The following is a 25,883-nucleotide window of genomic DNA, read 5'->3' as shown; positions in this document are numbered from 1 at the left end:
AAAAGCAGATTGCTTTTTGTATTAGGTGCACTTATCGTTTATCGTATTGGTTCTTTTATTCCGCTTCCTGGTATTGATGCCGCCGTGCTAGCTCAATTAGTTGAACAACAAAAAGGCACCATCATTGATATGTTAAACATGTTCTCTGGTGGTGCATTGAGCCGAGCATCAATTTTAGCATTAGGTATCATGCCGTATATTTCGGCATCTATCGTAATGCAATTGCTTGCTACGGTTTCACCTGCTTTAGCAGAATTGAAAAAAGAAGGCGCAGCAGGACAAAGAAAAATCACCAAGTATACTCGTTATGCAACGGTGGTTTTTGCTACTATCCAAGCTATCGCAATTTCTACCGGTTTACCGAATATGTTGCCACAATTAGTGCCAAATATCGGTTTTACTTTTTACTTCACTGCAGTAGTGAGTCTTGTAACCGGAACCATGTTCTTAATGTGGTTAGGTGAGCAAATTACTGAAAGAGGTATTGGTAACGGTATCTCAATTCTTGTTTTTGGTGGTATTGTTGCAGGATTGCCACATGCAATCATCGAAACAGTTGAGCAAGCTCGTCAAGGACAAATGCATCCTTTAGTTCTTCTACTAATCGCTGCTATTGTTTTTGCAGTAACTTACTTTGTTGTCTTCGTAGAACGTGGACAACGTAGAATTCGTGTTGAATATGCTAAGCGTCAACAAGGACGTCAAATTTTAGGTGGTCATTCAACTCACTTACCATTAAAAGTTAATATGGCAAACGTGATGCCAGCAATTTTTGCTTCAAGCATTATTTTATTCCCAGCTACATTGACACAATGGTTTGGTCAGAATGATAAGTTTGAGTGGTTAAATGACTTATCAATGTTGTTGAATCCAGGACAACCTTTATATCTTCTTGTTTATGCGGTAGCGATTATTTTCTTCAGTTTCTTCTATACTGCAATGCAATATAATCCACGTGATACAGCAGATAATCTAAAAAAATCTGGTGCATTTATCCCAGGAATTAGACCAGGTGAACAAACATCTCGTTACATTGATAAAGTAATGACTCGCTTAACATTAATCGGCGGTCTTTATGTAACGTTCGTATGTTTAGTCCCTTACATTATGACATCAGCATGGGATGTTAAATTCTACTTCGGTGGTACTTCCTTATTAATCGTTGTTGTTGTAATTATGGATTTTATCGTGCAAGTTCAGAGTCACTTAATGTCGTCTCAATATGAATCTGCGTTAAAAAAAGCAAACCTTAAAGGTTTTGGACAGTAATTGTTCATTTAAGTAAAAAGGATAAGCAATGAAAGTTCGTGCTTCCGTTAAGAAGATGTGTCGTAACTGTAAAATTGTTAAACGTGAAGGTGTTGTTCGCGTATTATGCAGCGACCCTAAACATAAACAACGTCAAGGTTAATTAACATTTCTTCTTGCAAAGAACCGGTTGAGTAGTTATACTACTCAACTCATTTATGTCCTTGGTATTCTGTTTGAGTATCCTGAAAACGGGCTTTTCAAGATCAGAATACCAAATTAGTTAAAATAATAGGAGTGCATAGTGGCCCGTATTGCAGGCATTAACATTCCTGATCACAAACACGCTGTAATCGCTTTAACTGCAATTTACGGTATCGGTAAAACTCGTTCTAAAAGTATTTGTGCTGCAGCGGGTATTGCTGAAGATGTTAAGATCAGCGAATTGTCTGAAGAGCAGATTGACAAACTGCGTGACGAAGTTGGTAAATTTACCGTTGAAGGTGACTTACGTCGTGAAGTAACACTAAACATCAAACGTCTTTTAGACTTAGGTTGTTACCGTGGTTTACGTCATCGTCGTAGTTTACCGGTACGTGGTCAACGTACTAAAACTAATGCGCGTACCCGTAAGGGTCCACGTAAGCCGATCAAAAAATAGTCGGGGTAAATAAAGAATGGCTAAAACACCAGTTCGTGCACGTAAACGTGTAAAAAAACAAGTTGTAGATGGCGTAGCACACATTCACGCATCTTTCAATAACACAATCGTTACCATTACTGACCGTCAAGGTAATGCTTTAGCTTGGGCTACAGCAGGTGGTTCAGGTTTCCGTGGTTCTCGTAAATCTACCCCGTTCGCTGCACAAGTTGCTGCAGAACGTTGTGCTGAAATCGTTAAAGAATTCGGCTTAAAGAACTTGGAAGTTATGGTTAAAGGTCCGGGTCCGGGTCGTGAATCAACAATCCGTGCATTAAATGCAGCGGGTTTCCGTATCACGAACATCACTGATGTGACTCCGATTCCTCATAACGGTTGTCGTCCACCGAAAAAACGTCGTGTTTAATGGCGTAATAGGATAGTTGGAGAAAGAAAATGGCAAGATATTTGGGCCCTAAACTCAAGCTCAGCCGTCGTGAAGGCACTGATTTATTCCTTAAATCAGGTGTGCGTGCGATTGATTCAAAATGTAAAATTGATACAGCACCAGGTCAACACGGTGCTCGTAAACCGCGTTTGTCTGATTATGGTAGTCAATTACGTGAAAAACAAAAAGTTCGTCGTATCTATGGTATTTTAGAACGTCAATTCCGTAACTACTATAAAGAGGCAAACCGTTTAAAAGGTAATACTGGTGAAAACTTACTAGTATTATTAGAAGGTAGATTGGATAACGTTGTTTATCGCATGGGATTTGCTGCAACTCGCGCAGAAGCTCGTCAATTAGTGAGCCACAAAGCGATTGTCGTAAATGGTCGTGTTGTAAATATCCCATCTTTCCAAGTTTCTGTAAATGATGTCGTTGCTGTTCGTGAGAAATCTAAAAAACAAGCACGTATTAAAGCATCATTAGAATTAGCAGAACAAAGAGAAAAACCAACTTGGTTAGAAGTTGATTCTGCGAAAATGGAAGGTGTGTTCAAACGTGTTCCTGAACGTTCTGATTTATCAGCAGACATTAACGAACATCTGATCGTTGAGCTTTACTCTAAATAATAGTTAAGCTTAAAAGCAAAGAGAGGATAAAATGCAGGGTTCTGTTACAGAATTTTTAAAACCACGCTTAGTAGATATCGAGCAAATTAGCTCTACTCATGCTAAGGTGATCTTAGAACCGTTAGAGCGTGGCTTTGGTCATACTCTAGGGAATGCATTACGTCGTATCCTTCTGTCTTCAATGCCAGGTTGTGCTGTAACTGAAGTAGAAATTGATGGCGTACTGCACGAATATAGTAGTAAAGAAGGTGTTCAGGAAGATATTCTTGAAGTTCTTTTAAACCTTAAAGGTCTAGCGGTTAAAGTACAGAATAAAGATGATGTTATTCTGACATTAAATAAATCTGGAATTGGCCCTGTTGTTGCAGCTGATATCACCCATGATGGTGATGTTGAGATTGTTAATCCATCACATGTAATCTGTCACTTAACAGACGAAAATGCATCTATTAATATGCGTATTCGTGTTCAACGTGGTAGAGGTTATGTACCTGCATCTGCTCGTACTCATTCGCAAAATGAAGATCGTCCAATCGGTCGTTTATTGGTGGATGCTTGTTATAGCCCGGTTGACCGTATTGCTTACAATGTTGAAGCAGCACGTGTTGAACAACGTACTGACTTAGATAAACTAGTTATCGAGTTGGAAACTAACGGGACTATTGATCCGGAAGAAGCAATTCGTCGTGCAGCAACAATTTTAGCAGAGCAACTCGATGCATTCGTTGATTTGCGTGATGTTCGTCAACCTGAAGTCAAGGAAGAAAAACCGGAATTCGATCCGATTTTATTACGTCCTGTTGATGACTTAGAGTTGACAGTTCGTTCTGCTAACTGTTTGAAAGCAGAAACAATTCACTATATCGGTGACTTAGTACAACGTACAGAAGTTGAGTTATTAAAAACGCCTAATCTTGGTAAGAAATCTCTTACTGAAATTAAAGACGTTCTCGCTTCACGTGGCTTGTCACTTGGTATGCGCCTTGAGAATTGGCCACCAGCAAGTATTGCTGAAGACTAGTTTGGTCATAGGTTAAGATTTTTCTGAGAAGGATAAGATCATGCGCCATCGTAAGAGTGGTCGTCAACTAAACCGTAATAGCAGCCATCGCCAAGCGATGTTCCGTAACTTAGCAAGTGCTTTAGTTAGTCATGAAATCATCAAGACTACTTTACCAAAAGCTAAAGAATTACGTCGTGTAGTTGAACCGTTAATTACATTAGCAAAAGAAGATAGCGTTGCAAACCGTCGTTTAGCATTCGCTCGTACCCGTAACATCGAAACTGTTGCGAAATTATTCAATGAATTAGGTCCACGTTTTGCTCAACGTGCAGGTGGTTACACCCGTATCTTAAAATGTGGTTTCCGTGCAGGTGACAACGCTCCAATGGCATACATTGAGTTAGTTGATCGTCCAGAAGTTGCAGAAGCAGCAGCGGAATAATAATTTGTTATAAAATAAAAAGGCTCACTGATGTGAGCCTTTTTTATATCTCGTTTTCCTAAAATTCAGCTTTAGCTCTAAATGTCATTTTTTCACCTGTGATAGGGTGCGTAATCGTAAGTTCTTCTGCGTGTAAGCATAAGCGAGGTGACATCGATTTAGCTTGTGGGTGAGAATAAAACTTGTCCCCTAAGATGGGATGTCCAAGCGCGAGCGTATGTAAACGCAGTTGATGCGAACGTCCTGTGATTGGAGTCAGTTTCACTCGAGTACAGTTAGTCGGTAATCTTTCTAAAACTTCATAAAAAGTGACCGCTCTTTTGCCAAATACAAAATCAATGCGTTGGCGCGGGCGATTTTCCCAATCACAAATCATAGGAAGATTAATTTCCCCACTATCTTGTTCTAAGTGTCCCCATACTAAAGCTTGATAATATTTTTTTGGTTCACGTTCGCGGAATTGACGTTTTAACTCTTTATCAGCCGCTTTACTTAATGCAAATAGAATAATCCCACTTGTGGCCATATCTAAACGGTGTGCAGGTTCACAAAATCCAAATTTCTCTTTTACTCGACTCATTGCACTATCGTAGTATTCAGGTTGATTGCCAGGAACTGAAAGTAAACCGCTTGGTTTATTTACCACGCAGATATGATTATCTTGGTAGATAATGTCTAAATACGGTTCTAAAGGGGGATGGTATTCAATAAGCGCCATATTATTCCTTGTTTGTCACTATTATCCGAAGGCTATCTAATCGCCAGCTTGCTTTACTTAATTCTTCTAGAGAAACTAATCGTTGTTGTTCTAATAAATCAATTTCTGCCTGACGAATATTTTTATTTACTGCTTTCAAGGCTATAAGTCGATTGAGTTCAGTGCTCAATATTTGATCGGCTAATTTACTAGCTTCTTGAATTTGAGCTTGTGAGACTTCAGTCATTTTGTGATCGCCTAGTTTAATTAATTGCTCAATATTTGGACGAGCCATTTTGACCATTTTATTCGCAATGTCTTTACCTAGCGGCTTAAGTTTATTTTGCAATGTACCAAAATTAACTTGTCCAGCGAGATCGTTTCCTTTGCTATCCAGCAATAAGCGAACAGGTGTAGGTGGAAGAAAACGATTCAGTTGCAAACCTTTTGGTGATTGGCTTTCAATCATATAGATCAATTCAATCAAAAGAGTGCCTGCAGGCAGCTGTTTATTGACTAATAATGCTATCGATGCTTTGCCAATGTCACCAGAAACGATTAAATCAATGCCTTGGCGTATCATTGGATGATCCCAAGTAAGAAATTCTAATTCCTCACGAGCAAGAGCAAGTTGTCGGTCAAAGGTTACTGTAATACCTTCTTCTTTTAGTCCTGGAAAATCAGGAACAAGCATGGTGCCCGTTGGCGTGATGACAATGCTGTTTTCACCTAAATCATCTTGCTCTACGCCAATAATATCAAATAAATTCAGTGCAAAATCGACTAATTGTGGTGAATTATCTGTTTGAGCAATTTCTGACGCAAGTCGTTGTGCCTTTTCTCCACCATTAGAATTTAATTCTAACAAACGATCACGCCCTTTCTCTAAGGCTAAACGCAATGCTTTTGCTTGTTTTTGCGTTTGGAGAATGAGTTGCTCAAAATCCGCTTTATTTTCTGACCGCACTTTTAGTAACGATTCATATTGTTCAAACAGTGTCATTCCGATAGGGCAAGTTTGTTCAAAGGCATTTAAACCTTCATGATACCAACGAGCTAAATCTTGCTGCGCAGAGTTTGCGAGGCAAGGTACATAAATTTGTACATCTCGCATTTGCCCGATACGATCTAAACGGCCAATACATTGCTCAAGTAAGTCAGGATTTTCTGGTAAATCGAAGAGTACGAGATGACAAGCAAATTGGAAGTTTCTGCCTTCAGAACCAATGCTTGAACTCAGTAAAACTTGTGCGCCATTATCGGTATCGGCAAAATAAGCCGCTGCACGATCTCGTTCAATGATTGACATTCTTTCATGGAAAACAGCACTGCGAATGGCTTCTTTTTCTCGTAAAATTTGCTCAAGTTGAATTGCTGTTTGTGCAGTTTTACAAATGACTAAGATTTTTTCATTTCGGTGTGATTTTAGAAAATCAATTAACCAATGAATTTTTTCGTCTACTTCAGCCGCATCAATCGTTATTTGATGGTAAACCCGATGCGGGAAACCTTTCACCCCTTGGCGTGTATTGCGAAATAAAATACGGCTTGTACCGTGTCGATCGATGAGATTTTGAATGAGCTCTTGTCGCGCAGTTTGCTTCTCATCGTCATTATGACAGGCTAAAGCTTTAAATAATGGTTCGACATCTTGCTCATGAAGTAAATCAGAAATATGATTTTTTTCGACCGCACTTAGCGGCTTCTCTGAGAGTAAAGATTGCACAGCATCCGCAACAGGCTGATAGTTTTCCTGTTCCTTTAAGAACGCCTGGTAATCATAAAAACGCTCAGGATCAAGCAAGCGCAAGCGTGCAAAATGACTTTCCAAACCCAGTTGTTCAGGCGTTGCAGTGAGTAATAAAACAGACGGAATAGCGTTGGCTAATTGTTCCACCAATAAATAAGCGGTACTCGGCGCATTTTCAGACCAAGCTAAATGATGTGCTTCATCGACAATTAAACAGTCAAATTCAGCTTCAATGGCTTGTTGTACGCGATGAGGGTGAGATTTCAACCAATCTAGTGCACAAATAATTAAGCTTTCCGTGCTAAATGGATTGATCGCTTGTTCGGCAAAATCTTCACAACGTTCTTCATCAAATAATGAAAAATGTAAATTAAAACGACGAAGCATTTCGACAAGCCATTGATGCTGCAAGGTTTCTGGTACAATAATTAACACACGTTGTACTTTTTCAGCAAAAAGCTGGTTTTGCAAAATCATGCCTGCTTCAATGGTTTTACCTAACCCCACTTCGTCCGCTAAGAGCACGCGAGGATTGATACGATTTCCCACTTCTTGCGCAATATGAAGCTGGTGAGGAATTAAACCCGCACGATTACCTCGTAAGCCTCGCAAAGGCGATTGAAATTGAGCTTGTTGATGCAGAAGGGTTTGATAGCGCAACGCAAAATGTTCACTACGATCAATCTGTGATGAAAAGAGGCGATCTTTCGCTTGGCTAAAAGAAATTATCGGAGAAAGTTCTTTTTCATTGACGATAACGTCTTCGCCTTGCGCATTTTTGACCAAATAAAATAAGAGATCATTCATTTCTTGAACATCAAGGACTTCACTTTGCCAACCTGTTTGGTGATGAAGTTGTTCCCCTTTATTCAATGTAATTCGGGTTAATGGTGCTTGCGCCACCGCATAAATTCGGGTTTCATCCGTGGCAGGAAAGTGAAGGGTAACCGAGCGAAAATCTAAGGCGGTAATCATCCCTAATCCGAGGCTATTTTCGGTTTCACTAATCCAACGTTGACCGATTGCAAATGACATTATCTTCCTCTTAATGAATCTCTTAAAATGGGGCGATATTGTAGTCTGATTATAGGGGAATGCAAGGCACAGGCGAGTAAAAGCATGAAAAATAAAGTGTGATTTTTCTCACAATAATTAAATTAAATGTCACCTAAGCTTTACTTTAAAAAAGTGCGATGTAAAAATGACGTACTTTTTCATAAAACAGGAGTGTTCCATGAATTGGACAGAACGACTTAAAGAAGAATTTTTATCAGGTTGGAAACCTTTTGAAGTGGCATGGGTAGTTATTTTCCTTGCTGCACAAATTATTGCTTATGTTCTTATGCCGGATAGCCCATTAGGCATGATTTCGGGTATTGCAGGTATTCTCTGTGTAGTATTTGTGAGTAAAGGAAAAATTAGTAACTATTTCTTTGGGCTTATTTTTGCTTATACCTACTTTTATGTCTCCTGGGGAAGCAATTTTCTTGGTGAAATGAATACCGCACTCTATGTATATATCCCATCACAATTTATCGGGTATTTCATGTGGAAACAAAACATGCAAAACGATAATGGTGGTGAAAGTGTGATAGCCAAAGCCTTAACACCGAAAGGTTGGGCAATTTTGCTTGTGAGTGTTGGAATTGGTACCCTCTGTTTTGTACAGGCTTTAAAAGCAGCGGGTGGGAGTTCTACAACGCTAGATGGTTTAACCACAATTATCACTGTAGCGGCGCAATTATTGATGATTTTGCGTTATCGTGAGCAATGGTTATTATGGATTGTCTTAAATGTGCTTTCCATTTTGCTTTGGCAAGGGCAGCCAGCGATGTATTTAATGTATAGTGCTTACTTACTTAACTCATTGTATGGTTATTACAACTGGACGAAACTCGTCAAAGTGGAAAGCCACTAATCACATCAATAAAAAAGGGCATAGTAATATGCCCTTACATTTTTAAATAAAATGCCTTCGTCACCGCAATAAATGCTTCGGTGTACTGATTGTTTTCGTCATAAATCACTAAGCTATCTTTTACCTGTGGTAAATCCTCTAGGCTAAACGTGAGTAACATCCGTTGTGGATCTTTCCCTATTTTTGTAATGACATCAGTCTGCTTGATGCAATAAAGTGCGGTTGAATTTATCAATGTTTTTCCTGCCTCATAAGGCAAGACAAAACTAATCTTCCCTTTTTCGGATAAACAACTCGTCGCCCAATTTAACCAATCTAAATGGCTTTGTTGAACATAACGGGCAAGCGCTCGTTCGTCATTTTTACATTCCACACCTTGCGCAAAATAAGGCGGGTTAGCCACAATTAAATCAAATTGATGTGCTGTTTGTTGGCAATAAGTTTGCACATCTTGGTGTGTTAAATGAAGACGATTGTGCCATGGCGAGGCCTGGAAGTTTTCTTGTGCTTGTTGTGCTGCAAGGAGATCAAGTTCAACGGCTTCAATTTGGCAATGCACATGACTTCGTTGGGCGAGCATTAATGCAACCAAGCCCGTGCCAGTCCCCATATCTAGAATATACTGACAATCAGACACATCCGTCCAAGCGCCAAGTAAAATGCCATCCGTACCGACTTTCATCGCACAATGTTGTTGATTAATATGGAATTGTTTGAAGGTGAAACTGCTCATAAAATCTTGCGGAAAATGACCGCACTTTCAGGTATAATCAGCCCCAATTTTAACAAATTAACACAAAATAATGAATTTATCCCCATTTGAAGAATTCGATCTTTCCCCCGAATTATTAAAAGCCTTAGAAAAGAAAGGCTACACCCGTCCAACCGCAATTCAATTAGAAGCGATTCCGGCAGCCATGGAAGAGCGAGATGTGCTCGGTTCAGCACCAACAGGTACAGGTAAAACAGCCGCATTTTTATTACCTGCGATTCAGCATTTATTGGATTATCCACGTCGTAAACCAGGGGCACCTCGCATTTTAATTTTAACGCCAACTCGTGAGCTGGCGATGCAGGTAGCAGAACAAGCGGAAGAGTTGGCGCAATTCACTCATTTGAAGATTGCAACTATTACTGGCGGTGTGGCGTATCAAAATCATGGAGAAGTGTTTAATTCAAATCAGGATATCGTGGTAGCAACACCGGGGCGTTTATTGCAATACATCAAAGAAGAAAACTTTGATTGTCGTGCGGTGGAGATGCTGATTTTTGATGAAGCGGATCGTATGTTGCAAATGGGCTTTGGCCAAGATGCGGAGAAAATTGCCGCTGAAACGCGTTGGCGTAAACAAACCCTTCTTTTCTCTGCCACCCTAGAAGGGGAGCTATTAGTTGATTTCGCAGATCGTTTATTAAATGACCCAGTCAAAATTGATGCTGAGCCAAGCCGTCGTGAGCGTAAGAAAATCAACCAGTGGTATTATCACGCCGATAGCAATGAACATAAAATTAAGTTGCTTGCGCGTTTTATCGAAACAGAGAATGTGAGTCGTGGCATTGTGTTTGTCCGTCGTCGTGAAGATGTGCGTGAGCTTTCTGAAACCTTGCGTAAACGCGGTATTCGTTCTACTTATTTAGAAGGCGATATGGCGCAAACACAACGTAATAATGCCATTGATAAATTGAAATCAGGTGTTGTTACTGTGTTAGTGGCCACTGATGTGGCTGCTCGTGGGATTGATATTGATGATGTGACACACGTGATGAACTTCGATTTACCTTATAGTGCAGATACGTATTTGCATCGTATTGGTCGTACGGCTCGTGCAGGGAAAAAAGGTACAGCCGTTTCTTTTGTGGAAGCCCATGATTACAAATTACTCGGTAAGATTAAGCGTTATACAGAAGAGCTTTTGAAAGCGCGTATTTTAGAAGGATTAGAACCTCGTACCAAACCACCAAAAGATGGTGAAGTAAAATCCATGTCTAAAAAGCAAAAAGCACGTATTAAAGAAAAGCGTGAAGAAAAGAAAAAAGCAGACGTGAAGAAGAAAGCGAAACTTCGTCATAAAGACACGAAAAATATTGGCAAACGCCGTAAACCTAGCGCAGAAAAAACAGTCGAGAAATAATAAAAAAACAACCGCACTCATTAAGTGCGGTTATTTTTTTGACTATTTATTGACTTGGCTACCGATTACGCCACCTAATGCAGCACCACCTAATGTGGTTGCGGCATTACCACCAAGCATATAGCCTGCTGCGCCACCAATAGCTGCGCCAGCTGTTGTATTTTTTTGAGTACGACTCATATTTCCACATGCTGCAAGAGAAATAACAGTCATCGCGATAACAAGTGATTTTCCAATTAATTTCATAGGATCTCTCCGTGTTTAACATATAAAACTATCCATATTGATAGTACTCCATAAGACAAACGGATATGTATGAAAGTTCATTAAATATATTTAATAGGATTGTTTATCGTATTTTTAATCGTATTTTTAATCGTATTTTTATAAGGGTATTACATTTAATATATTGTTTTAAAATGATATAATCTCAATCTGGATTTATTTAATAACCCTAAGAGGAATCTACTATGAAAGTAAAACATACTTTATTATTAACTGTATTATCAGTTGCTTTAGCTGCTTGTGGCAGTGGTGGTGGCAGTGGTGGTGGCAGTGGTGATAGCAATAGCTCTAGCAATAGCTCTAGCAATAGCCCTGCACCAAATAATTCTTCGAATAAAAAAGTTGAATCGAAGAAAGATAAAGTAACAGGCTTGAGTTTTACAGGAAACAATTCGATTTTCTTCGATTCTTATGAAAGAGACAATAATATTGATAAATTAAGTGTAAGAGGGAAAGATATTCCACTAGTTGGATCGGATATGATTCGTAATGATGGTTGGTTGCAAGATGCTAAGTCGACAACCTCTGGTGTTACAACTCGAATGATTGGTGATAACCTAAAAAATGCTCGTTATGGTTTGGTGGTTGATCAGATGTCTCATGAGGGTATTCTTTTTGCTCAGGGTAGAGAAACTGATGTAGAAAACATTCCAGCTAGTGGCTCAGCAAGATATGAAGGTCAACATTTGATTGAAGTAGATAATAAAGATAACAAGTTTAGCAACGCTAAATATTACCTTGTAACCGGTAAAGCAACACTTGACGTCAATTTCGGTGATAAGACTATTTCTGGTGCTTTTGAAGTTCCAGCTGAAGATGGTAAAGGTAAAGCAGATCTTCCTTTCAATGCTCAAATTAAAGGCAATAAATTTAGTAATGAAGACGCATCCTCAGTTAGAAGTTTAAGAGTTTCTGGTGGTTTTTATGGCAAAAATGCTGAAGAGGTTGCGGGAGTTTATAATAACTTCAATAGATATGGCGGAGCTTTTGGTGCTAAAAAAGTAAGCAATTAATTATTCAATTTGGTTTGGCCCTGTCTATTTGGCAGGGCCATTATCTAATACTTTCGCTACCACTTTCAAATATTCAATCGCCAATCCATGGTGTCCTGTACTCGCATTAAATACTAAATCTTCACTTAATACACCACAAGGCATATCATCTGGGATTTTACCATCCTCATAAGCTTGATAATCTTCTCGCCAGTCACCATCGAAATAATAGTGTTCTAAGGTTTTCATTTTTGGTAAGAAGGCCTGCCATTTTTCAAGAAATTGTTCTGCGTCAGCTAAGAAACTTTCTGCTTCATTGAGAAGATTTTCCATTTCTGAAATTTTATCTAAGCGTGATTGAGGTAACATAGGTTTCTCCAAAATAAGGTAAAAATAAACCGCACTTTATGCGAACAAAGTGCGGTGAGTTTATCACGAGTTTTTTACTTACACATCATAAGTCGTTGATGCAGTATTACCACCGCGACCTGTCCAGTTGGTGTGGAAGAATTCACCGCGTGGTTTGTCGGTACGCTCATAAGTATGTGCACCGAAGTAGTCACGTTGTGCTTGCAATAAATTTGCTGGTAAACGTGCTGAAGTATAGCCATCTAAGAAGGTAATCGCAGAGGCCATACAAGGCATTGGGATACCCACTTCGATCGATTTTGCCACCACTTTACGCCAGTCGCTTAATGCGTTTTCTAAAATGCCTTTGAAGTAGCTATCTGAACCTAAGAAGATTAAATCTGGGTTCGCTTCGTATGCATCACGAATGTTACCTAAGAAACGGCTACGGATAATACAACCTTCACGCCATAACAACGCTGTTGCTCCGTAGTTAATGTTCCAGCCAAATTGTTCAGAGGCTTCGCGAATCAGCATAAAGCCTTGTGCGTAAGAAATGATTTTTGACGCCAATAATGCTTTACGTACTGCTTCAATCCACACTTTTTTGTCGCCTTCAACCGGTTGAATTGTTTTGCCAAATAATTGATTAGCGGCAACACGTTGATCTTTAAATGAAGATACGCAACGAGCAAAGACAGATTCAGTGATTAAGGTTAATGGAATACCGAAATCTAATGCATTGATACCCGTCCATTTACCTGTCCCTTTTTGGCCAGCTGTATCTAAGATTTTTTCAACTAATGGCTCACCATCAGCATCTTTATAACCAAGAATATCGGTCGTGATATCGATTAAATAGCTATCCAGTTCAGTTTTTTTCCATTCTGCGAAGATAGCTTTCATTTCTTCATAGCTTAAGCCTAAACCTTCTTTTAAAAATTGGTAAGCTTCACAGATTAATTGCATATCGCCATATTCGATACCATTGTGAACCATTTTCACGAAGTGGCCTGCACCTTCGCCGCCAACCCAGTCACAGCAAGGTTCGCCTTGTTCTGTTTTAGCTGAGATTGCTTGGAAGATTGGTTTAACATATGGCCATGCTTCGTGGTTACCACCCGGCATGATTGATGGTCCATGACGCGCACCTTCTTCACCACCCGAAACACCCGAACCAATAAAGCGAATACCTTTTTCAGCCAATGCTTTAACACGACGGTTGGTATCAGGATAGTTTGAGTTACCACCATCAATGATGATGTCGCCTTCTTCTAAGTGTGGTAATAATGCCTCAATGAATTGATCCACTACATCACCCGCGCGCACCATTAACATCACTTTACGTGGTTTTTCTAATTTAGAAGCTAAATCTTCTAAAGAGTATGCGCCGATAATATTCGTGCCTTTTGCTGCGCCTTGTAAAAATTCATCCACTTTTGAAGTGGTACGGTTATATGCCACAACTTTAAAGCCATGATCATTCATATTTAAAATGAGGTTTTGCCCCATTACGGCTAAGCCGATAACACCGATGTCGCCTTTTACTGACATTGTTTTCTCCTGTTTGTGAGGTACAAGTCTTTGTACCGATTGAATATGTTGGTGTAACTAAATTTCACTCTACATTGATTGATATATTTTATCCTCTAAAAGCTCTTGAAAAGATAAAAAGACAGCCATTAAAAAATCAAAGATTATTTTATCTTCAATATTAGCGCTTGTTTTAAGTGTTGAGCTAATATTATCAAGTATATATGCAATATTTTTGTTTTTAACTTCGAATTTCTTATCTAATATTCTTTTTCCATAGTCATATAAGAAGTTAAGGAAGTTTTTGCTTTCTAAAACACGAACGTGGTTAGGATAACTTTCCGTCGCAATATAAACATTATCTTCAGTTTTATATGCGGTTAGATTTAGTTTTAAAAAACCAGAGTAGGATATAGAAATTACATCTTTATATGATCGAATGTGAGCATGTTTACCTATATGTCCATTAACAATACTTGAGTTTTCTATAATTGCATCATCAAAGATAATTGAATTTTCAATTGAAGAATCACAAATTTTACTTTTATCGAAGATATATGAGTCTCCACAAATTGTAGATGCACCTAAAATCATAGCATCTCCGTATACCGAAGAGTTATTTTCAACAGATGAATCTTCAGAAACTATAGCATTCCCAGAGGCTGTTGCATTATGGATGAGCATCGCATTATCACGAACTATAGCATTTTCAGAAACTATCGCATTGTCTAGAACTTTACTATTTCCAAGAACCTTTGCATTATCTTTTATCCAAGCTTTGCCTATATGTGATAAATTATTTTCACTTTCAATATATCCTCCGAGAGAGCCTTCTTCAACAATCGGGGGATCCCAATAGTTATCTTCTTCGTCATCATAGGGGTAAATTGTTATTAGCGCTTCTATTTGATAAAGTGTTCTTCCTTCATAAACAATAGTATTATTTGTTAAACGATATTTTTTCATTATTTAATTTAAAATAGCATGGAAATAACTCCACGTTCGGTCATCTTAACTCTTCGTCAGCGTTAAAAACCAATATGCGGATAATAATCTATAGCAAAACTTCTTTTAAATTTCTCTAATTAAAGAGCTACCTTGCTCTAACGTGTCTAGCCACTGCCATTTTTCATGTCCGACGAGCTTACTTTCTTCTAAAGAAAATCTTGTACAACAACGACCCAGACGATTTTCTAGAGATTGATTTAAATGTTGATACGTAAATTCAATTTGAGTCTCGTCAATCCATTTTCCAATTAAAAAGCCTTTTAAAATTTCACCTCCACCATATTCGGCCCAAATCATGTTGCCTTGTTGGTGATAATGAAATTCTGTTTGGCTACTGACCTCACCATTTGCGGTGTTTTCAACAGCAATAAATTTTTTATTATCTAAATTCAACATTAAAGTCATTCCGCATCTGATGTATCTATATTTTAATTTAACTTTAGTCCGTACAATGCTAATAGATTAACTCTTCGTCCATGCACTCATATGTTGAGTAAATCCAATATGCGGATAATAATCTACAGCTTGTGGAGCCGATAAAAGCACAATTTTGGCTTGTGGATGTAAGGCTTGTTTAGTGTGTTCAATTAACTGCAAGCCGATACCTTGTTTTTGATATTGTTCATCAACCGCTAAATCAGATAAATAACAGCAGTAGGCAAAATCCGTCACGGAACGTGCTACACCCACTAATCGTTCACCATCCCAAGCGGTGACTAACAAATCCGCATGATGCAGCATCGCTGCGACACGTTTTTCATCCTCTAACGGACGGCGTGCCCCGAGCGTTGTTTTATTTAGTAATTCAATAAATTGTTTAACTGAAACTGGTTCATTCACTTTGTAGTCTATCATTTTGCAAGCCTATGATATTTGATACTCAACTTGTTATAGCAATTTCGCCGCCGCTTTATCCAAATACCATTCCGTCACCCCATTTTTTGCTTTAATTTTTGCTGCAGGATAAGGCAGATTTTCTGCTGGCGTGGTTTGGATTTCTTTTAAAATGTCTGCTTTGCTTTCGCCAGTGACCAAATAGGTAATGCGTTTCGCTTGTTCAATGAGTTTGGCGGTTTTAGAAATGCGAATTTGACCACTTTCAGGGTGTTTAGCAATGATAGCTAGGTTTTCATCATCAAAATTGGTTTGATGTGGGAAAAGAGAAGCGGTATGACCGTCAGTCCCCATACCTAAAATGATCCAATCAAAAACACCGTTTGGAATGACCGCACTTAATTCTTCTTCGAAGCGTTTTAGTTCAAAGTGCGGTTCATTTTCGCCACGAATTCTATGGATGTTTTCTGCGGGAATTTGAATATGATCGAATAAGAGTTTTTGCACTTCACCATAGTTGCTTTCTGGATCTGTTGGTGGAACCATGCGATCATCGCCCCACCAAAAATGTAGATTCTTCCAGTTAATTTGTTCCGCATAAGGCGCTTTGGCTAAGGTTTTGAATAACAGCTTAGGTGTTGAACCGCCAGAAAGAGAAATATGCACAGGGTGATTTAATTGACTATAAATCACAAATTCTTGAGCGATCTTTTCAACAGCGTGTTGAGCTGTTGGGAAGGTAATGGTGTTCATGTTTGTTTCTCTCTATTCGGTGATAAGCCTTCTTCTGTTGAAGAAGGCGAGATATTAATGATTAAACCTTTTTCTTCATTTTACCGCTTGGTTTACGCCATACGCGACCACTTTTCGCAATGAGTTTTTCGGCTGCAACAGGTCCCCAAGTGCCCGCTTCATATTCGTAGATTCGACCACCCGATTCTTTGTAATCCAAAATCGGTTGCACAAATTTCCATGCAGCGTGCACCGCATCCGTACGCGCAAAGAGTGTGGCATCGCCTTTCATCGCATCAAGCAATAAGCGTTCATAAGCCGTGAGTACTTGCTCATCGGCCAAATCGGCATAACGGAAATCCATTGAGACTTCTTTCGCTTCAAAGCCCGCACCTGGCTTTTTCAAACCGAAGCGCATTGAAATGGCTTCATCAGGTTGAATACGGATGATCAATTTATTCTCAGGCGCATTTTGACTGAATACCGGATGTGGCGTAGTTTTGAAATGAATCACAATTTCTGTCACACGTGCCGGTAAGCGTTTACCTGTACGCACATAGAAAGGTACGCCAGCCCAACGCCAGTTTTCGATTTCGCAACGTAATGCCATAAAGGTTTCAGTGCGAGAGTTAGCCGGCACGCCTTTTTCTTGTAAATAACCTTTAACTTCTTTGCCATCAATTTCCGCAGCAGTATATTGACCAAGCACTAAGTTGTGCTCAACGTCATCTTGCGTTAATGGACGTAAAGAGTGCATGACTTTGGCCACTTCATCACGCATTGAGTTCGCATTGATGATTGCCGGTGGTTCCATGGCAACCATGGCGAGAACTTGTAATAAGTGGTTTTGGAACATATCACGCATTGCACCAGAGCCATCATAATAGCCACCACGTTCTTCTACGCCAATGGCTTCTGCCCCCGTAATTTCGACATAATCAATGTAATTACGGTTCCAAAGCGGTTCGAATAAGCCATTTGAGAAGCGTAAAACAAGTAGGTTTTGAACGGTTTCTTTACCTAGATAATGGTCGATACGATAGATTTGATGCTCTTCAAAGAAACGATGAATTTGGACGTCGAGTTCTTGTGCGGTTTTTTCATCGTAACCAAAAGGTTTTTCGACAATAATACGTTTCCAACCCTCGTCTTCTGTATTTAAACCATGAGCCGCAAGACATTCTGGAATCACACCATATAAGCTTGGTGGCGTGGACATATAGTAAAGGGTGTTGCCATTCGTTTGATATTTAGTATGTAATTCTTCTAAACGAGGGACTAATTTACCGTAATCGGCCGCATCTGATGTGTTTACCGCTTGGTAATAGAGATGACTACAAAAAGCGTCTAGCGTTTCTGGAGTGGTTTCTTCTGTTTCAAGTAACGCTTCGCGCATTTTTTCACGGAAAGTCTCATCGTTTAATTCTGAACGCGCGACACCTAATACAGAAAATTTGTTTAAACGACCAAATTTGAAGAGATTATAAAGTGCTGGAATGAGTTTACGGTGAGTTAAATCACCGGAAGCACCAAAAATCACGATACAGTTATTATTAGTTTGCATATTATTCCTTATTGTTCCGAGTAGTATTTTTAAATAATGCAATATATTACTGCACTTTACCAATCGAACCAATCAATTAAATTGAAAGACAGATGCCCAATTTTGTGTATTATCTGCCACCATCACAAAGGAGGGATTAATTAAACTTTCACGCTGATTATAGGTGAGCGGTTGATAGTGCGGATCGAAAATCATTCCATTGATTTCAGCTAATAAAATTTCAGCGCCTGCCGTATCCCATTCGCCAGTTTTACCGAGTCGAACATAGCAATCAACAGCTCCCTCAGCAACCAAACCGCTTTTCAAACTGCTCGAACCCACCACCGTAAATTCGCATGCCAAATTCTTTGCTAAAATTGACCGCACTTTTTCTTGTGAGGTAGTGGCGCCTACGGCGATTTTTAACGGTTTGGTGAGATCGATTTTTTGGGGTTGTAAGGTTTTTATTTCTTTGTTGCTTTGCTTGAATGCCCCAAAACCTTTCATTGCGTAATAGGTGATATTCAAAATAGGGAAGTGGATAACACCCAGTACAGGTTGATGGTTTTGTACGAGTGTAATCAATACGGAGAATTGATCTGTGCGATCAATAAATTGCTGCGTGCCATCAAGGGGATCGATTAGCCAATAAGTTTGCCAAGTTTGGCGTTGTTCAAAGGGAATATTGCAGTTTTCCTCTGAAAGAACAGGAATGTCAGGGAAAAGTGCGGTCAGTTTTTTGATTAAAAATTGGCTGACAAATAAATCTGCTTCCGTGACAGGGGTGTTATCCGATTTAGTTTGTATTTTTACATCCTGTTGGTAAAAATGAGCTAAATGTTTTCCCGCTTCATTAGCGAGTGCACGGACTTGATTGAGAAGAGATTGAGATAATTGCATGTTTATTTCCTACTTTGATTTCGGTAATAACAAGGAGAGGAAAATTGTCGTATAGATTGCCAGGATGACAGAACCCTCTAAGACAAATAATACACGGTCAGTCAGATATTGAGTATTTTGTGCGATGAGAAGGTTGCCGATACTCCAATAACAAAAAAGAATGATGAATGAAAAAATGAGAATTTTATTCCACTGATGACGTAGATAGCCGCGGTATTTAGCAAAGTAAGCATTGATTATTGCTGGCACGGTGATAGGCCAAAATGTTAGAAAGAAACCAAATAATGCGGCATCGAAGTTGCCTTCTTTACAGTAGCCCATTCCGAAAGCGACATAAGCAATAATGCTACCGATTAGCTGTGTAACCAATGGGAAGATGATAATTGCTTTTAGATAAGGGGATTGCGTTGACACCTTAAGCTCCTAGAAAAATAGGCTATCCGAGGACAGCCTATTTAAATCCATTATTTCGATTTCTTCGCACGTAATACACGAGAAACGAAAATAAAGATACCAAAGATAAATACGGCAAGACCAAGTAATTCGCCAATATTATCCCAATTTTCTAATCCTAAGGCTAATGGATCTTCAGAACCACCTGAGGTGACAGATGCCGCAATAATGAAGGCTAAGATGACGCCCATCAAGCTTTCACCCACAATTAAACCCGCAGCGAAAAGTGTGCCGAAACGTTCTGCTTTTTTCTCCACTTCAGTATCGTTAGTGCGTTTTGCATAGTTTTTAATATGACGGGTGATAAACCATGCCATTACCGCACCGACCACAACCGGCATATTGATTGATGGTGGAAGGTAGATACCAATCCCAACCGCTAATACTGGTAAGGCAAAGCGGCTGTCACTGGTTTTACGCATGAATGCATCCACAATGATCAATACAATACCTAAACCAACACCAGTTAAAATGTAGGTCCATTCTAAATGGTCGGTGAAAATACCTTGTGAAATGGTGGTCATAAGGGTTGCTTGTGGTGCTGAAAGCGCTTGTGCTGGATCCATATCTGGACGTGGTAATGCGCCAGTGAAACCATAAGCGTGGTATAAAATTTCTAATACCGGTGCAATCACTAATGCACCAACGAAACAACCGATAATCAATGCAACCTGTTGTCTCCAAGGGGTCGCTTCAACTAGAAGACCGGTTTTTAAGTCTTGTAAGTTATCGTTTGAAATAGTCGCGGTGGTTAAAACGATAGATGCCGTGAATAAGGTCAATGCCGTTAAGAATTTTTGACCGTCCGCTGTTTCAAATAAACCACTGCTTTTACCAATGGTCACTAAAACAAGTGAAATCACGATAACAGAAATGATCCCGATACCAGAAATAGGGCTAGAAGATGAACCCACAAGTCCTGCCATATAACCAGACGCTGCTGCAACGAAGAAACCAATTAACACCGCGAGTAGCGTACAAACAACCACTAATAACACGGCAAGCTCAGCAGAAATTGGTGCGGCTGCAATGAAGTGATATAAAGAAATCACGATTAGCACGACAGTCGCCAATAAAATGTAAATGATAGTTTTTGGCGATAAGTCGATATCAATACGATGTTCTGATTCAGCTTGTGAGCCTTTTAACATACGGAAAGAATGAACCATCCCTTCAATCATTGGTTTGAAAAGGATTAATAATGTCCAAATTGCCGCGATACCGATAGTACCCACACCAATAAAGCGAACTTTGGTTTTCCATTCAGCCATAGCATAACTAACAATAGAGGCATCCGTTGGCATATCACCTGTTGCGGTGAAATAAGGTACCGCTACACCCCAAGCAAGGAATGTACCGAATAACATGGCAAGACCGCCTACGATACCAATTAAGTAACCGGCACCCACTAAGGCAAGAGAGAAGCCCATTGGTAATTGGAAAATCGCTTTACCGTTAGAGAACCATGCGCTCGCGCTATCAGACATGACACGTAATGCGTTGGTTAAGAATGCAACGGTTCCTGCAAAAATACCGCCGTAAGCAATATCTTTTACACCACTGTCGCTTTCGTCATTATTGCCCGCTTTTAAGATTTCAGCGGCAGCCACGCCTTCAGGGTAAGGTAAGTCACTGTTTACCACCATTGCACGACGTAATGGAATGGTAAATAGTACGCCCAATGTACCACCAGCGGCACAAATAAGCACTGTTTGCCAGAATGGGAATTCTTGCCAGTAACCCATCATTAATAGGCCAGGAAGCACGAAAATAACAGAAGATAATGTCCCCGCTGATGAAGCTTGGGTTTGTACCATGTTATTTTCTAAAATACTGGAATCCTTGAAGAATTTTAAAACAGCCATAGAGATAACGGCAGCAGGAATGGAGGACGCAAACGTCATCCCCACTTTAAGACCCAAATAAACGTTAGATGCAGTGAAGATCACTGTAATTAACGCCCCAAGGAACATCCCCCGGAAGGTCAATTCTTTTAAATTATTATGAGACATAGATTTTCCTATATATATTTTTTGAAAAATGGTGATACATTCTCAAAAAAAGAATATTTATGCAAGTTTTCTTTAAATTTAATCGCTTGCTATTAGAAATTATTTAAATTTATTCAATTAAATTTATCGTTTTTTTAAGTGATCGCGTAAAGAATAAAGTGCAGCAAGATTTCTGGCTTCATTAAATTCATCACTGTCCAAAAGTGCATCAAGTTGAGATAACGGATAACGGACTATTTCTAATGGTTCAGGCTCATCGCCTTCCAGCTTATTGGGGTATAGATCTTCACCCAATAAAACGTGCATTTTATGACCCATGATTTGTGGATTGATCTTCATAGTACGTAAAAATGTCCATTTTTTTGCGCCAAAACCAATTTCTTCCTGCAATTCACGATTCGCACTTTGTTCGGGTGTTTCTCCCGTATCCATTCCACCTTTTACAAAACCGAGTTCATATTGTTCTGTTCCAACAGCATATTCGCGAACCAGGAGGAGATCCTCTCCATCAATTGCAATCACCATGACAGAATCGCGATTAAAAGGGCGGAAACGTTCATAAGTGCGGTCAATGCCATTAGAGAATTTGAGATCTACAGCTTGAATTTCAAACAAGCGGGATTTTGCCACCGTGGAAAGGGAGAGAATGTGTGGAAGTTGTTTTTTCATAATATTAGCCCTATTATTTTGTTATTGGCTCATCATACGCAAAGTGAGAGAAATAGGAAGAGTTATGGGTGAAAATAACGAAGTACGATTAGATAAATGGCTTTGGGCGGCGCGTTTTTATAAAACCCGTAGCATTGCGAAAGCGATGATTGAAGGGGGCAAAGTACATTACAACGGTCAACGAGCTAAAGTGAGTAAAAATGTAGAAATCGGTGCCATGATTAAGCTACGTCAAGGCAACGATGAAAAAGAAATTGAAGTGATTGCGTTGAGTGACCAACGTCGTGGCGCCCCTGAAGCACAATTGCTTTACCAAGAAACGGCACAGAGTTTGAAAAAACGCGAAGAAATGGCATGGGCAAGAAAAAATAATGCACTTTCGATGCCGCATCCTGATCGTCGTCCAAACAAAAAAGAACGTCGAGATTTATTGAAATTTAAACACCAAGATGAGTTCTAGAAAATAAAAGTGCGGTCGAATTTGACCGCACTTTGTGTATTAATGATTTTTATGACTTGTACTGTAGAGAATTTTATCGGTATAAGCCATGGCAATCGCTGAAATCAAGAAAGAAAAATGAATAATCACTTCCCACATAATCGTTTTTTCAGAAATTTTTGAGGCATTCACAAAGGTTTGCAATAAGTGAATAGACGAAATGCTGATAATTGACATAGAAAGTTTCACTTTCAGTACGGTTGCATTCACATGACTCATCCATTCAGGTTGATCAGGATGGTTTTTTGTACGAAGTTTTGAAACAAAAATCTCGTATCCGCCTAATGTCACCATCACCAATAAGTTTGCAATCATCACCACATCAATGAGATTGAGGACGGCGAGCATAATGGTGTCCGCATCCATTTCATTAACATTGGTGATGAGATACCACAAGTTTTTCATAAACTTGTAGGCATAGATGCCTTGCACGACAATTAAACCTAAATAAATAGGCACTTGTAACCAACGACTTGCAAAAATCGTTTTGCTTAGAAAACTGGTTTGTTCGTTATATTTTGCACATGGATCCGTGATTTCTTTTTGTTCTGTCGCCATAAAATTCCCCACAAATAAAAATTCAAATAAAAAAGCGGCAAGAAAATAGCCGCTTTTAAAGAAAAATTCAACCGATGTTTTTTATTTTACCTCATTCTCGGTAGTGATAAGGGATAGGCGCGTTAAATCCACGTCATTATTGAGCAATTCAACGTTTGGCATGCTCTTGTTAGCTTTCGCTGACAAGTCTTTAAAGCGCTCCACTTTTCCCACTAAACCTTGTTGCCCCACTAGGGCAGTAACGGTGCTGTTGTATTGATTGCTCACTGTGGAAAGGGTGTTGCCTAGTTTGTTCAAGCGTTCGGCCACCAAGCAAATCTGGTTGTAAATTTCACCTGCTTTTTCTGCGATTTCTTTGGCTTCGGCATTGCCTCGTTCGATACGCCATAAATTTGCCACTGTGCGTAAAATTGGCATGAGAGTCGTGTGTGAAACCATAATGACATTTTTCTCGTAACCATAATTAAATAGACTTGGGTCTAATTTTAAGGCTTCAATATAAGCGGGTTCCACTGCAATGAACATCAAGACAAAATTAGGACTGCGCATGCCAATCAAATTGCTGTAATCCTTGCGGTGCAAGTCATCAATGTGATTTTTCAGGGCTTTAATATGCTCCCTTAGTAAACGCTCACGTTCAAATTCATCCTCAGAATTGACCGCACTTTCGTAAGCATTCAATGACATTTTGCTATCGATGATAATATTTTTCTCATCAGGTAAATTGAGCACAAAATCAGGATAGTTTCGACCGCCTTGTTCATCTTTAAAATGGGCCTGTGCACTGTAATGCACGTTTTCAATCAAGCCTGCCAACTGAAGTGCGCGCTCAAGTTGTACTTCTCCCCAGTTGCCTAGGGTTTTCTTTTCACCTTTTAAAGCAGAAGTTAAATTATTGGCTTCTTGCGACATATTTAAGCCAATTTCCAACACCTTTTTGATTTCCGCTTCTAAACCCGCATTGCCTTTCACCGATTCCGAATGGATTTCATTGACTCGTTTTTGAAAGCCCTCGATTTGTTCACGGAAAGGCTTCAACAAGGTTTCCAATGCGGTTTGATTGGTTTGATTAAAGGATTGGCTTTTTTCTTCCAAAATGCGGTTGGCCAGATTTTGGAATTCCACACCTAGCTGTTGTTTGGATTGCTCAATATGCTGTTGCTGTTCAGCAAAATGTTTTTCTTTTTCGGAAAGGGTGGTTTTGAGCTCCGTTAATTCTTGTGAAAGTGCGGTCAATTTTTCCTGCGTTTTTTGCTGCTCTTGTTCTTTTCTAAGTGCATTTTCTTGCGCTTGTTGTAATTGACCTTGCAAGCTTTCTGCTTGTGCAGATGCTATCCCAAAGCGTTCTTTTAATGCGGTGATTTGCCCGCCAATTTGATCGTGGCGGAGCTGTTCTTCATCTAATTCTTTTTCTAAATATTGGATTTTTTCATCACGTTCATTAAGACGAGTTTGCAAACCTTCCGCATGAGTTTGTACTTTAACGGCTTGTTGTTCTAATTGATTTTTGACCGCACTTAAGGAGTCAAAACGCTCAGCCAATTGATTGTAATCGCCGATAGTTTTATTGAGATCTTGTTGTAATTCTTGTGTATCTCGTTTGCTACGGCTTAATAGAAAAAGCATCACAACACTCATAAAAACCAGCACGGCAATGATAATTAAGTATTGATTAGACGTGAGTTCTGACATAAATAGGCTCCTGAAAACAGAAAAATTTTAGCATATTCCCAGAAACTTTTTAAAAATTAAGATGGTTAATTAGATAAGAAAAGTGCGGTCAAAATAACCGCACTTTTTAGGAAGATTAGTAATTTGAGTTAATCAATACTTCTTCACCGTAGCCACCAAGGGTTGGCATTGGTTGGTAAGTAGAGTTTGCTGCACGCATTAAACGAATACCACGAATACCCGCTTCTTTTGCGGCTAGGATATCGTCATCACTGTCACCATAGTGAATACTCACTTTGTGCTCAATAATACCCGGTGTTTTGTTATATTTAGTTGGAAGTTTGCGACCGCCCATGAATTCTACAGGATGCATATCTTTAATATTAAAGGCTTTTTGTAGCACAGGTGTCACACCATCTTTATCGCCAGCTGTACGACCGGTAATAAAATAAATTTGGTCACCACGTGCTTGGTGCATATTAATTAAATCCACCGCAATTTGTTTTGGAATGGAATATTGGTCACAACCTGCATTCACTTCATTCCAGAAATCTTGATTTTTTAAGTAATCATTTTTACCTGGTGAGTATTTTTCTTGGCCGTGGTAGAAACAAGGGCTACTGAAAAGTACAGTATCATCAATGTCGAAGCTCACATTAATTGGTGCTTTGCCTTCTAATTCTTTTTTCAACTGCTCAACAGAGATCCAGTGAATCGGTTTTTGCTCTGTCATTTCACGAGCATTCGTACCTTGTTCAGTGTAAGGTTCTTTGTTTGATGCAAAAGTAGAGGCTGCACTTGCCGCTAAAATTGCAATGGCAGAAAGTTTAAGTAAATTTTTCATGTTTTCCTCATTAAGTAGTTTGTTTTATTTGTAACAAATCATATTCCTTTAAAATAAAGGTGTGAAATAATAGCAATCGTTTGCTATTTAAAAAA

29 protein-coding genes are annotated in these 25,883 nt (G+C 39.3%); 11 read left to right on the top strand and 18 right to left on the bottom strand.

Features of this window, described 5'->3' with window-relative positions:
* The 7 genes from secY to rplQ form a co-directional block, all read left to right on the top strand.
* On the top strand, positions 1 to 1,269 hold a 1,269-nt coding region (gene secY / locus HMPREF2750_RS04775), incomplete at its 5' end, for a preprotein translocase subunit SecY (RefSeq protein WP_083304783.1).
* Between the two features lie 28 nt (positions 1,270 to 1,297).
* A complete protein-coding gene (gene rpmJ, locus HMPREF2750_RS04770; RefSeq protein WP_005625868.1) occupies positions 1,298 to 1,411 on the top strand; it encodes a 50S ribosomal protein L36 in 114 nt (37 codons plus the stop codon).
* Between the two features lie 141 nt (positions 1,412 to 1,552).
* Positions 1,553 to 1,909 carry a 30S ribosomal protein S13 gene (gene rpsM / locus HMPREF2750_RS04765; protein WP_005548758.1) on the top strand — a complete coding sequence of 119 codons (357 nt, stop codon included), beginning with the start codon at positions 1,553 to 1,555 and terminating at the stop codon, positions 1,907 to 1,909.
* 16 nt (positions 1,910 to 1,925) lie between these two features.
* Positions 1,926 to 2,315 (top strand): 30S ribosomal protein S11, encoded by a 390-nt coding sequence (rpsK, locus tag HMPREF2750_RS04760; protein WP_005543603.1) that lies wholly within the window; start codon positions 1,926 to 1,928, stop codon positions 2,313 to 2,315.
* Positions 2,316 to 2,344: 29 nt separating this feature from the next.
* Entirely contained in the window at positions 2,345 to 2,965 is a 621-nt protein-coding gene (rpsD, locus tag HMPREF2750_RS04755) for a 30S ribosomal protein S4 (RefSeq protein WP_005625866.1), read from the top strand.
* Between the two features lie 31 nt (positions 2,966 to 2,996).
* Positions 2,997 to 3,986 (top strand): DNA-directed RNA polymerase subunit alpha, encoded by a 990-nt coding sequence (locus tag HMPREF2750_RS04750; RefSeq protein WP_005695102.1) that lies wholly within the window; start codon positions 2,997 to 2,999, stop codon positions 3,984 to 3,986.
* 40 nt (positions 3,987 to 4,026) lie between these two features.
* Positions 4,027 to 4,410, top strand: coding sequence for a 50S ribosomal protein L17 (gene rplQ / locus HMPREF2750_RS04745; RefSeq protein WP_005695104.1), 384 nt, complete (start codon positions 4,027 to 4,029; stop codon positions 4,408 to 4,410).
* A gap of 58 nt (positions 4,411 to 4,468) precedes the next feature.
* On the opposite strand, the gene rluA is transcribed toward rplQ, so the two are convergent.
* Both rluA and rapA read right to left on the bottom strand, forming a co-directional pair.
* Positions 4,469 to 5,128: a bifunctional tRNA pseudouridine(32) synthase/23S rRNA pseudouridine(746) synthase RluA gene (gene rluA, locus HMPREF2750_RS04740; RefSeq protein ID WP_070582842.1), complete on the bottom strand. Its 660-nt coding sequence runs from the start codon at positions 5,126 to 5,128 to the stop codon at positions 4,469 to 4,471.
* Position 5,129: 1 nt separating this feature from the next.
* On the bottom strand, positions 5,130 to 7,892 hold the full coding sequence (gene rapA / locus HMPREF2750_RS04735) for an RNA polymerase-associated protein RapA (RefSeq protein WP_070582840.1): 2,763 nt from the start codon (positions 7,890 to 7,892) through the stop codon (positions 5,130 to 5,132).
* Positions 7,893 to 8,091: 199 nt separating this feature from the next.
* On the opposite strand from rapA, the gene pnuC reads away from it, so the two are divergent.
* Positions 8,092 to 8,775 (top strand): nicotinamide riboside transporter PnuC, encoded by a 684-nt coding sequence (pnuC, locus tag HMPREF2750_RS04730; protein WP_070582838.1) that lies wholly within the window; start codon positions 8,092 to 8,094, stop codon positions 8,773 to 8,775.
* A 34-nt stretch (positions 8,776 to 8,809) separates the two neighbouring features.
* Here the strand turns inward: pnuC and HMPREF2750_RS04725 are convergent, their stop codons facing one another.
* The gene (locus HMPREF2750_RS04725) at positions 8,810 to 9,508 is read right to left on the bottom strand and encodes a tRNA1(Val) (adenine(37)-N6)-methyltransferase (RefSeq protein ID WP_070582836.1); all 699 of its coding nucleotides are present in this window, start codon (positions 9,506 to 9,508) and stop codon (positions 8,810 to 8,812) included.
* Between the two features lie 70 nt (positions 9,509 to 9,578).
* Between HMPREF2750_RS04725 and srmB the strand changes: the two genes are divergently transcribed.
* On the top strand, positions 9,579 to 10,907 hold the full coding sequence (srmB, locus tag HMPREF2750_RS04720) for an ATP-dependent RNA helicase SrmB (RefSeq protein ID WP_070582834.1): 1,329 nt from the start codon (positions 9,579 to 9,581) through the stop codon (positions 10,905 to 10,907).
* Positions 10,908 to 10,949: 42 nt separating this feature from the next.
* Here the strand turns inward: srmB and HMPREF2750_RS04715 are convergent, their stop codons facing one another.
* Positions 10,950 to 11,153 (bottom strand): hypothetical protein, encoded by a 204-nt coding sequence (locus HMPREF2750_RS04715; RefSeq protein WP_005699726.1) that lies wholly within the window; start codon positions 11,151 to 11,153, stop codon positions 10,950 to 10,952.
* A gap of 224 nt (positions 11,154 to 11,377) precedes the next feature.
* Between HMPREF2750_RS04715 and HMPREF2750_RS04710 the strand changes: the two genes are divergently transcribed.
* Positions 11,378 to 12,205, top strand: coding sequence for a transferrin-binding protein-like solute binding protein (locus tag HMPREF2750_RS04710; RefSeq protein ID WP_070582831.1), 828 nt, complete (start codon positions 11,378 to 11,380; stop codon positions 12,203 to 12,205).
* A 24-nt stretch (positions 12,206 to 12,229) separates the two neighbouring features.
* Here HMPREF2750_RS04710 and HMPREF2750_RS04705 read toward each other — a convergent pair whose 3' ends face one another.
* From HMPREF2750_RS04705 to nudE, 11 genes are all read right to left on the bottom strand, one after another.
* The gene (locus HMPREF2750_RS04705; RefSeq protein ID WP_070582829.1) at positions 12,230 to 12,553 is read right to left on the bottom strand and encodes a DUF4298 domain-containing protein; all 324 of its coding nucleotides are present in this window, start codon (positions 12,551 to 12,553) and stop codon (positions 12,230 to 12,232) included.
* 78 nt (positions 12,554 to 12,631) lie between these two features.
* Complete coding sequence (gene gnd, locus HMPREF2750_RS04700; RefSeq protein WP_065244069.1) at positions 12,632 to 14,086, bottom strand: decarboxylating NADP(+)-dependent phosphogluconate dehydrogenase; 1,455 nt, start codon at positions 14,084 to 14,086, stop codon at positions 12,632 to 12,634.
* Between the two features lie 69 nt (positions 14,087 to 14,155).
* Entirely contained in the window at positions 14,156 to 15,031 is an 876-nt protein-coding gene (locus tag HMPREF2750_RS04695) for an LbetaH domain-containing protein (RefSeq protein ID WP_065244070.1), read from the bottom strand.
* Positions 15,032 to 15,136: 105 nt separating this feature from the next.
* Positions 15,137 to 15,469, bottom strand: a complete 333-nt coding sequence (locus HMPREF2750_RS04690) for an avidin-fold protein (RefSeq protein ID WP_065244071.1) — start codon at positions 15,467 to 15,469, stop codon at positions 15,137 to 15,139.
* A 66-nt stretch (positions 15,470 to 15,535) separates the two neighbouring features.
* Positions 15,536 to 15,928, bottom strand: a complete 393-nt coding sequence (locus HMPREF2750_RS04685; RefSeq protein ID WP_070582827.1) for a GNAT family N-acetyltransferase — start codon at positions 15,926 to 15,928, stop codon at positions 15,536 to 15,538.
* Between the two features lie 33 nt (positions 15,929 to 15,961).
* On the bottom strand, positions 15,962 to 16,660 hold the full coding sequence (gene pgl / locus HMPREF2750_RS04680) for a 6-phosphogluconolactonase (protein WP_070582825.1): 699 nt from the start codon (positions 16,658 to 16,660) through the stop codon (positions 15,962 to 15,964).
* Positions 16,661 to 16,721: 61 nt separating this feature from the next.
* Positions 16,722 to 18,203: a glucose-6-phosphate dehydrogenase gene (zwf, locus tag HMPREF2750_RS04675; RefSeq protein WP_049364703.1), complete on the bottom strand. Its 1,482-nt coding sequence runs from the start codon at positions 18,201 to 18,203 to the stop codon at positions 16,722 to 16,724.
* 72 nt (positions 18,204 to 18,275) lie between these two features.
* Positions 18,276 to 19,082: a 3'(2'),5'-bisphosphate nucleotidase CysQ gene (cysQ, locus tag HMPREF2750_RS04670; protein ID WP_070582823.1), complete on the bottom strand. Its 807-nt coding sequence runs from the start codon at positions 19,080 to 19,082 to the stop codon at positions 18,276 to 18,278.
* A 9-nt stretch (positions 19,083 to 19,091) separates the two neighbouring features.
* Positions 19,092 to 19,496, bottom strand: a complete 405-nt coding sequence (locus HMPREF2750_RS04665; protein ID WP_070582822.1) for a hypothetical protein — start codon at positions 19,494 to 19,496, stop codon at positions 19,092 to 19,094.
* A 50-nt stretch (positions 19,497 to 19,546) separates the two neighbouring features.
* Entirely contained in the window at positions 19,547 to 21,547 is a 2,001-nt protein-coding gene (locus HMPREF2750_RS04660; RefSeq protein WP_083304554.1) for an OPT family oligopeptide transporter, read from the bottom strand.
* Between the two features lie 123 nt (positions 21,548 to 21,670).
* The gene (gene nudE, locus HMPREF2750_RS04655; protein WP_070582820.1) at positions 21,671 to 22,216 is read right to left on the bottom strand and encodes an ADP compounds hydrolase NudE; all 546 of its coding nucleotides are present in this window, start codon (positions 22,214 to 22,216) and stop codon (positions 21,671 to 21,673) included.
* A 64-nt stretch (positions 22,217 to 22,280) separates the two neighbouring features.
* On the opposite strand from nudE, the gene hslR reads away from it, so the two are divergent.
* A complete protein-coding gene (gene hslR, locus HMPREF2750_RS04650) occupies positions 22,281 to 22,676 on the top strand; it encodes a ribosome-associated heat shock protein Hsp15 (protein ID WP_070582818.1) in 396 nt (131 codons plus the stop codon).
* 39 nt (positions 22,677 to 22,715) lie between these two features.
* Here hslR and HMPREF2750_RS04645 read toward each other — a convergent pair whose 3' ends face one another.
* The 3 genes from HMPREF2750_RS04645 to aphA form a co-directional block, all read right to left on the bottom strand.
* Positions 22,716 to 23,273 carry a TIGR00645 family protein gene (locus HMPREF2750_RS04645; protein WP_049371844.1) on the bottom strand — a complete coding sequence of 186 codons (558 nt, stop codon included), beginning with the start codon at positions 23,271 to 23,273 and terminating at the stop codon, positions 22,716 to 22,718.
* Positions 23,274 to 23,354: 81 nt separating this feature from the next.
* The gene (gene rmuC / locus HMPREF2750_RS04640; RefSeq protein ID WP_070582816.1) at positions 23,355 to 24,965 is read right to left on the bottom strand and encodes a DNA recombination protein RmuC; all 1,611 of its coding nucleotides are present in this window, start codon (positions 24,963 to 24,965) and stop codon (positions 23,355 to 23,357) included.
* 115 nt (positions 24,966 to 25,080) lie between these two features.
* On the bottom strand, positions 25,081 to 25,788 hold the full coding sequence (gene aphA / locus HMPREF2750_RS04635) for an acid phosphatase AphA (protein WP_054418492.1): 708 nt from the start codon (positions 25,786 to 25,788) through the stop codon (positions 25,081 to 25,083).
* Positions 25,789 to 25,883 lie beyond the last annotated feature (95 nt).

Source organism: Haemophilus sp. HMSC066D02 (assembly GCF_001810545.1).
GTDB lineage: Bacteria > Pseudomonadota > Gammaproteobacteria > Enterobacterales > Pasteurellaceae > Haemophilus_D.
Note: the sequence above shows the minus strand (reverse complement) of the source record. Positions and strands in the feature narration are given on the sequence as shown.

Bases quoted from the DNA above. Each gene is read 5' to 3' on its own strand.
- rpmJ (WP_005625868.1), top strand. From the start codon at position 1,298: ATGAAAGTTCGTGCTTCCGTTAAGAAGATGTGTCGTAACTGTAAAATT.
- rpsK (WP_005543603.1), top strand. From the start codon at position 1,926: ATGGCTAAAACACCAGTTCGTGCACGTAAACGTGTAAAAAAACAAGTT.
- rpsD (WP_005625866.1), top strand. From the start codon at position 2,345: ATGGCAAGATATTTGGGCCCTAAACTCAAGCTCAGCCGTCGTGAAGGC.
- HMPREF2750_RS04750 (WP_005695102.1), top strand. From the start codon at position 2,997: ATGCAGGGTTCTGTTACAGAATTTTTAAAACCACGCTTAGTAGATATC.
- rplQ (WP_005695104.1), top strand. From the start codon at position 4,027: ATGCGCCATCGTAAGAGTGGTCGTCAACTAAACCGTAATAGCAGCCAT.
- rluA (WP_070582842.1), bottom strand. From the start codon at position 5,128: ATGGCGCTTATTGAATACCATCCCCCTTTAGAACCGTATTTAGACATT.
- rapA (WP_070582840.1), bottom strand. From the start codon at position 7,892: ATGTCATTTGCAATCGGTCAACGTTGGATTAGTGAAACCGAAAATAGC.
- pnuC (WP_070582838.1), top strand. From the start codon at position 8,092: ATGAATTGGACAGAACGACTTAAAGAAGAATTTTTATCAGGTTGGAAA.
- HMPREF2750_RS04725 (WP_070582836.1), bottom strand. From the start codon at position 9,508: ATGAGCAGTTTCACCTTCAAACAATTCCATATTAATCAACAACATTGT.
- srmB (WP_070582834.1), top strand. From the start codon at position 9,579: ATGAATTTATCCCCATTTGAAGAATTCGATCTTTCCCCCGAATTATTA.
- HMPREF2750_RS04715 (WP_005699726.1), bottom strand. From the start codon at position 11,153: ATGAAATTAATTGGAAAATCACTTGTTATCGCGATGACTGTTATTTCT.
- HMPREF2750_RS04710 (WP_070582831.1), top strand. From the start codon at position 11,378: ATGAAAGTAAAACATACTTTATTATTAACTGTATTATCAGTTGCTTTA.
- HMPREF2750_RS04705 (WP_070582829.1), bottom strand. From the start codon at position 12,553: ATGTTACCTCAATCACGCTTAGATAAAATTTCAGAAATGGAAAATCTT.
- gnd (WP_065244069.1), bottom strand. From the start codon at position 14,086: ATGTCAGTAAAAGGCGACATCGGTGTTATCGGCTTAGCCGTAATGGGG.
- HMPREF2750_RS04695 (WP_065244070.1), bottom strand. From the start codon at position 15,031: ATGAAAAAATATCGTTTAACAAATAATACTATTGTTTATGAAGGAAGA.
- HMPREF2750_RS04690 (WP_065244071.1), bottom strand. From the start codon at position 15,469: ATGTTGAATTTAGATAATAAAAAATTTATTGCTGTTGAAAACACCGCA.
- HMPREF2750_RS04685 (WP_070582827.1), bottom strand. From the start codon at position 15,928: ATGATAGACTACAAAGTGAATGAACCAGTTTCAGTTAAACAATTTATT.
- pgl (WP_070582825.1), bottom strand. From the start codon at position 16,660: ATGAACACCATTACCTTCCCAACAGCTCAACACGCTGTTGAAAAGATC.
- zwf (WP_049364703.1), bottom strand. From the start codon at position 18,203: ATGCAAACTAATAATAACTGTATCGTGATTTTTGGTGCTTCCGGTGAT.
- cysQ (WP_070582823.1), bottom strand. From the start codon at position 19,082: ATGCAATTATCTCAATCTCTTCTCAATCAAGTCCGTGCACTCGCTAAT.
- HMPREF2750_RS04660 (WP_083304554.1), bottom strand. From the start codon at position 21,547: ATGTCTCATAATAATTTAAAAGAATTGACCTTCCGGGGGATGTTCCTT.
- nudE (WP_070582820.1), bottom strand. From the start codon at position 22,216: ATGAAAAAACAACTTCCACACATTCTCTCCCTTTCCACGGTGGCAAAA.
- hslR (WP_070582818.1), top strand. From the start codon at position 22,281: ATGGGTGAAAATAACGAAGTACGATTAGATAAATGGCTTTGGGCGGCG.
- HMPREF2750_RS04645 (WP_049371844.1), bottom strand. From the start codon at position 23,273: ATGGCGACAGAACAAAAAGAAATCACGGATCCATGTGCAAAATATAAC.
- rmuC (WP_070582816.1), bottom strand. From the start codon at position 24,965: ATGTCAGAACTCACGTCTAATCAATACTTAATTATCATTGCCGTGCTG.
- aphA (WP_054418492.1), bottom strand. From the start codon at position 25,788: ATGAAAAATTTACTTAAACTTTCTGCCATTGCAATTTTAGCGGCAAGT.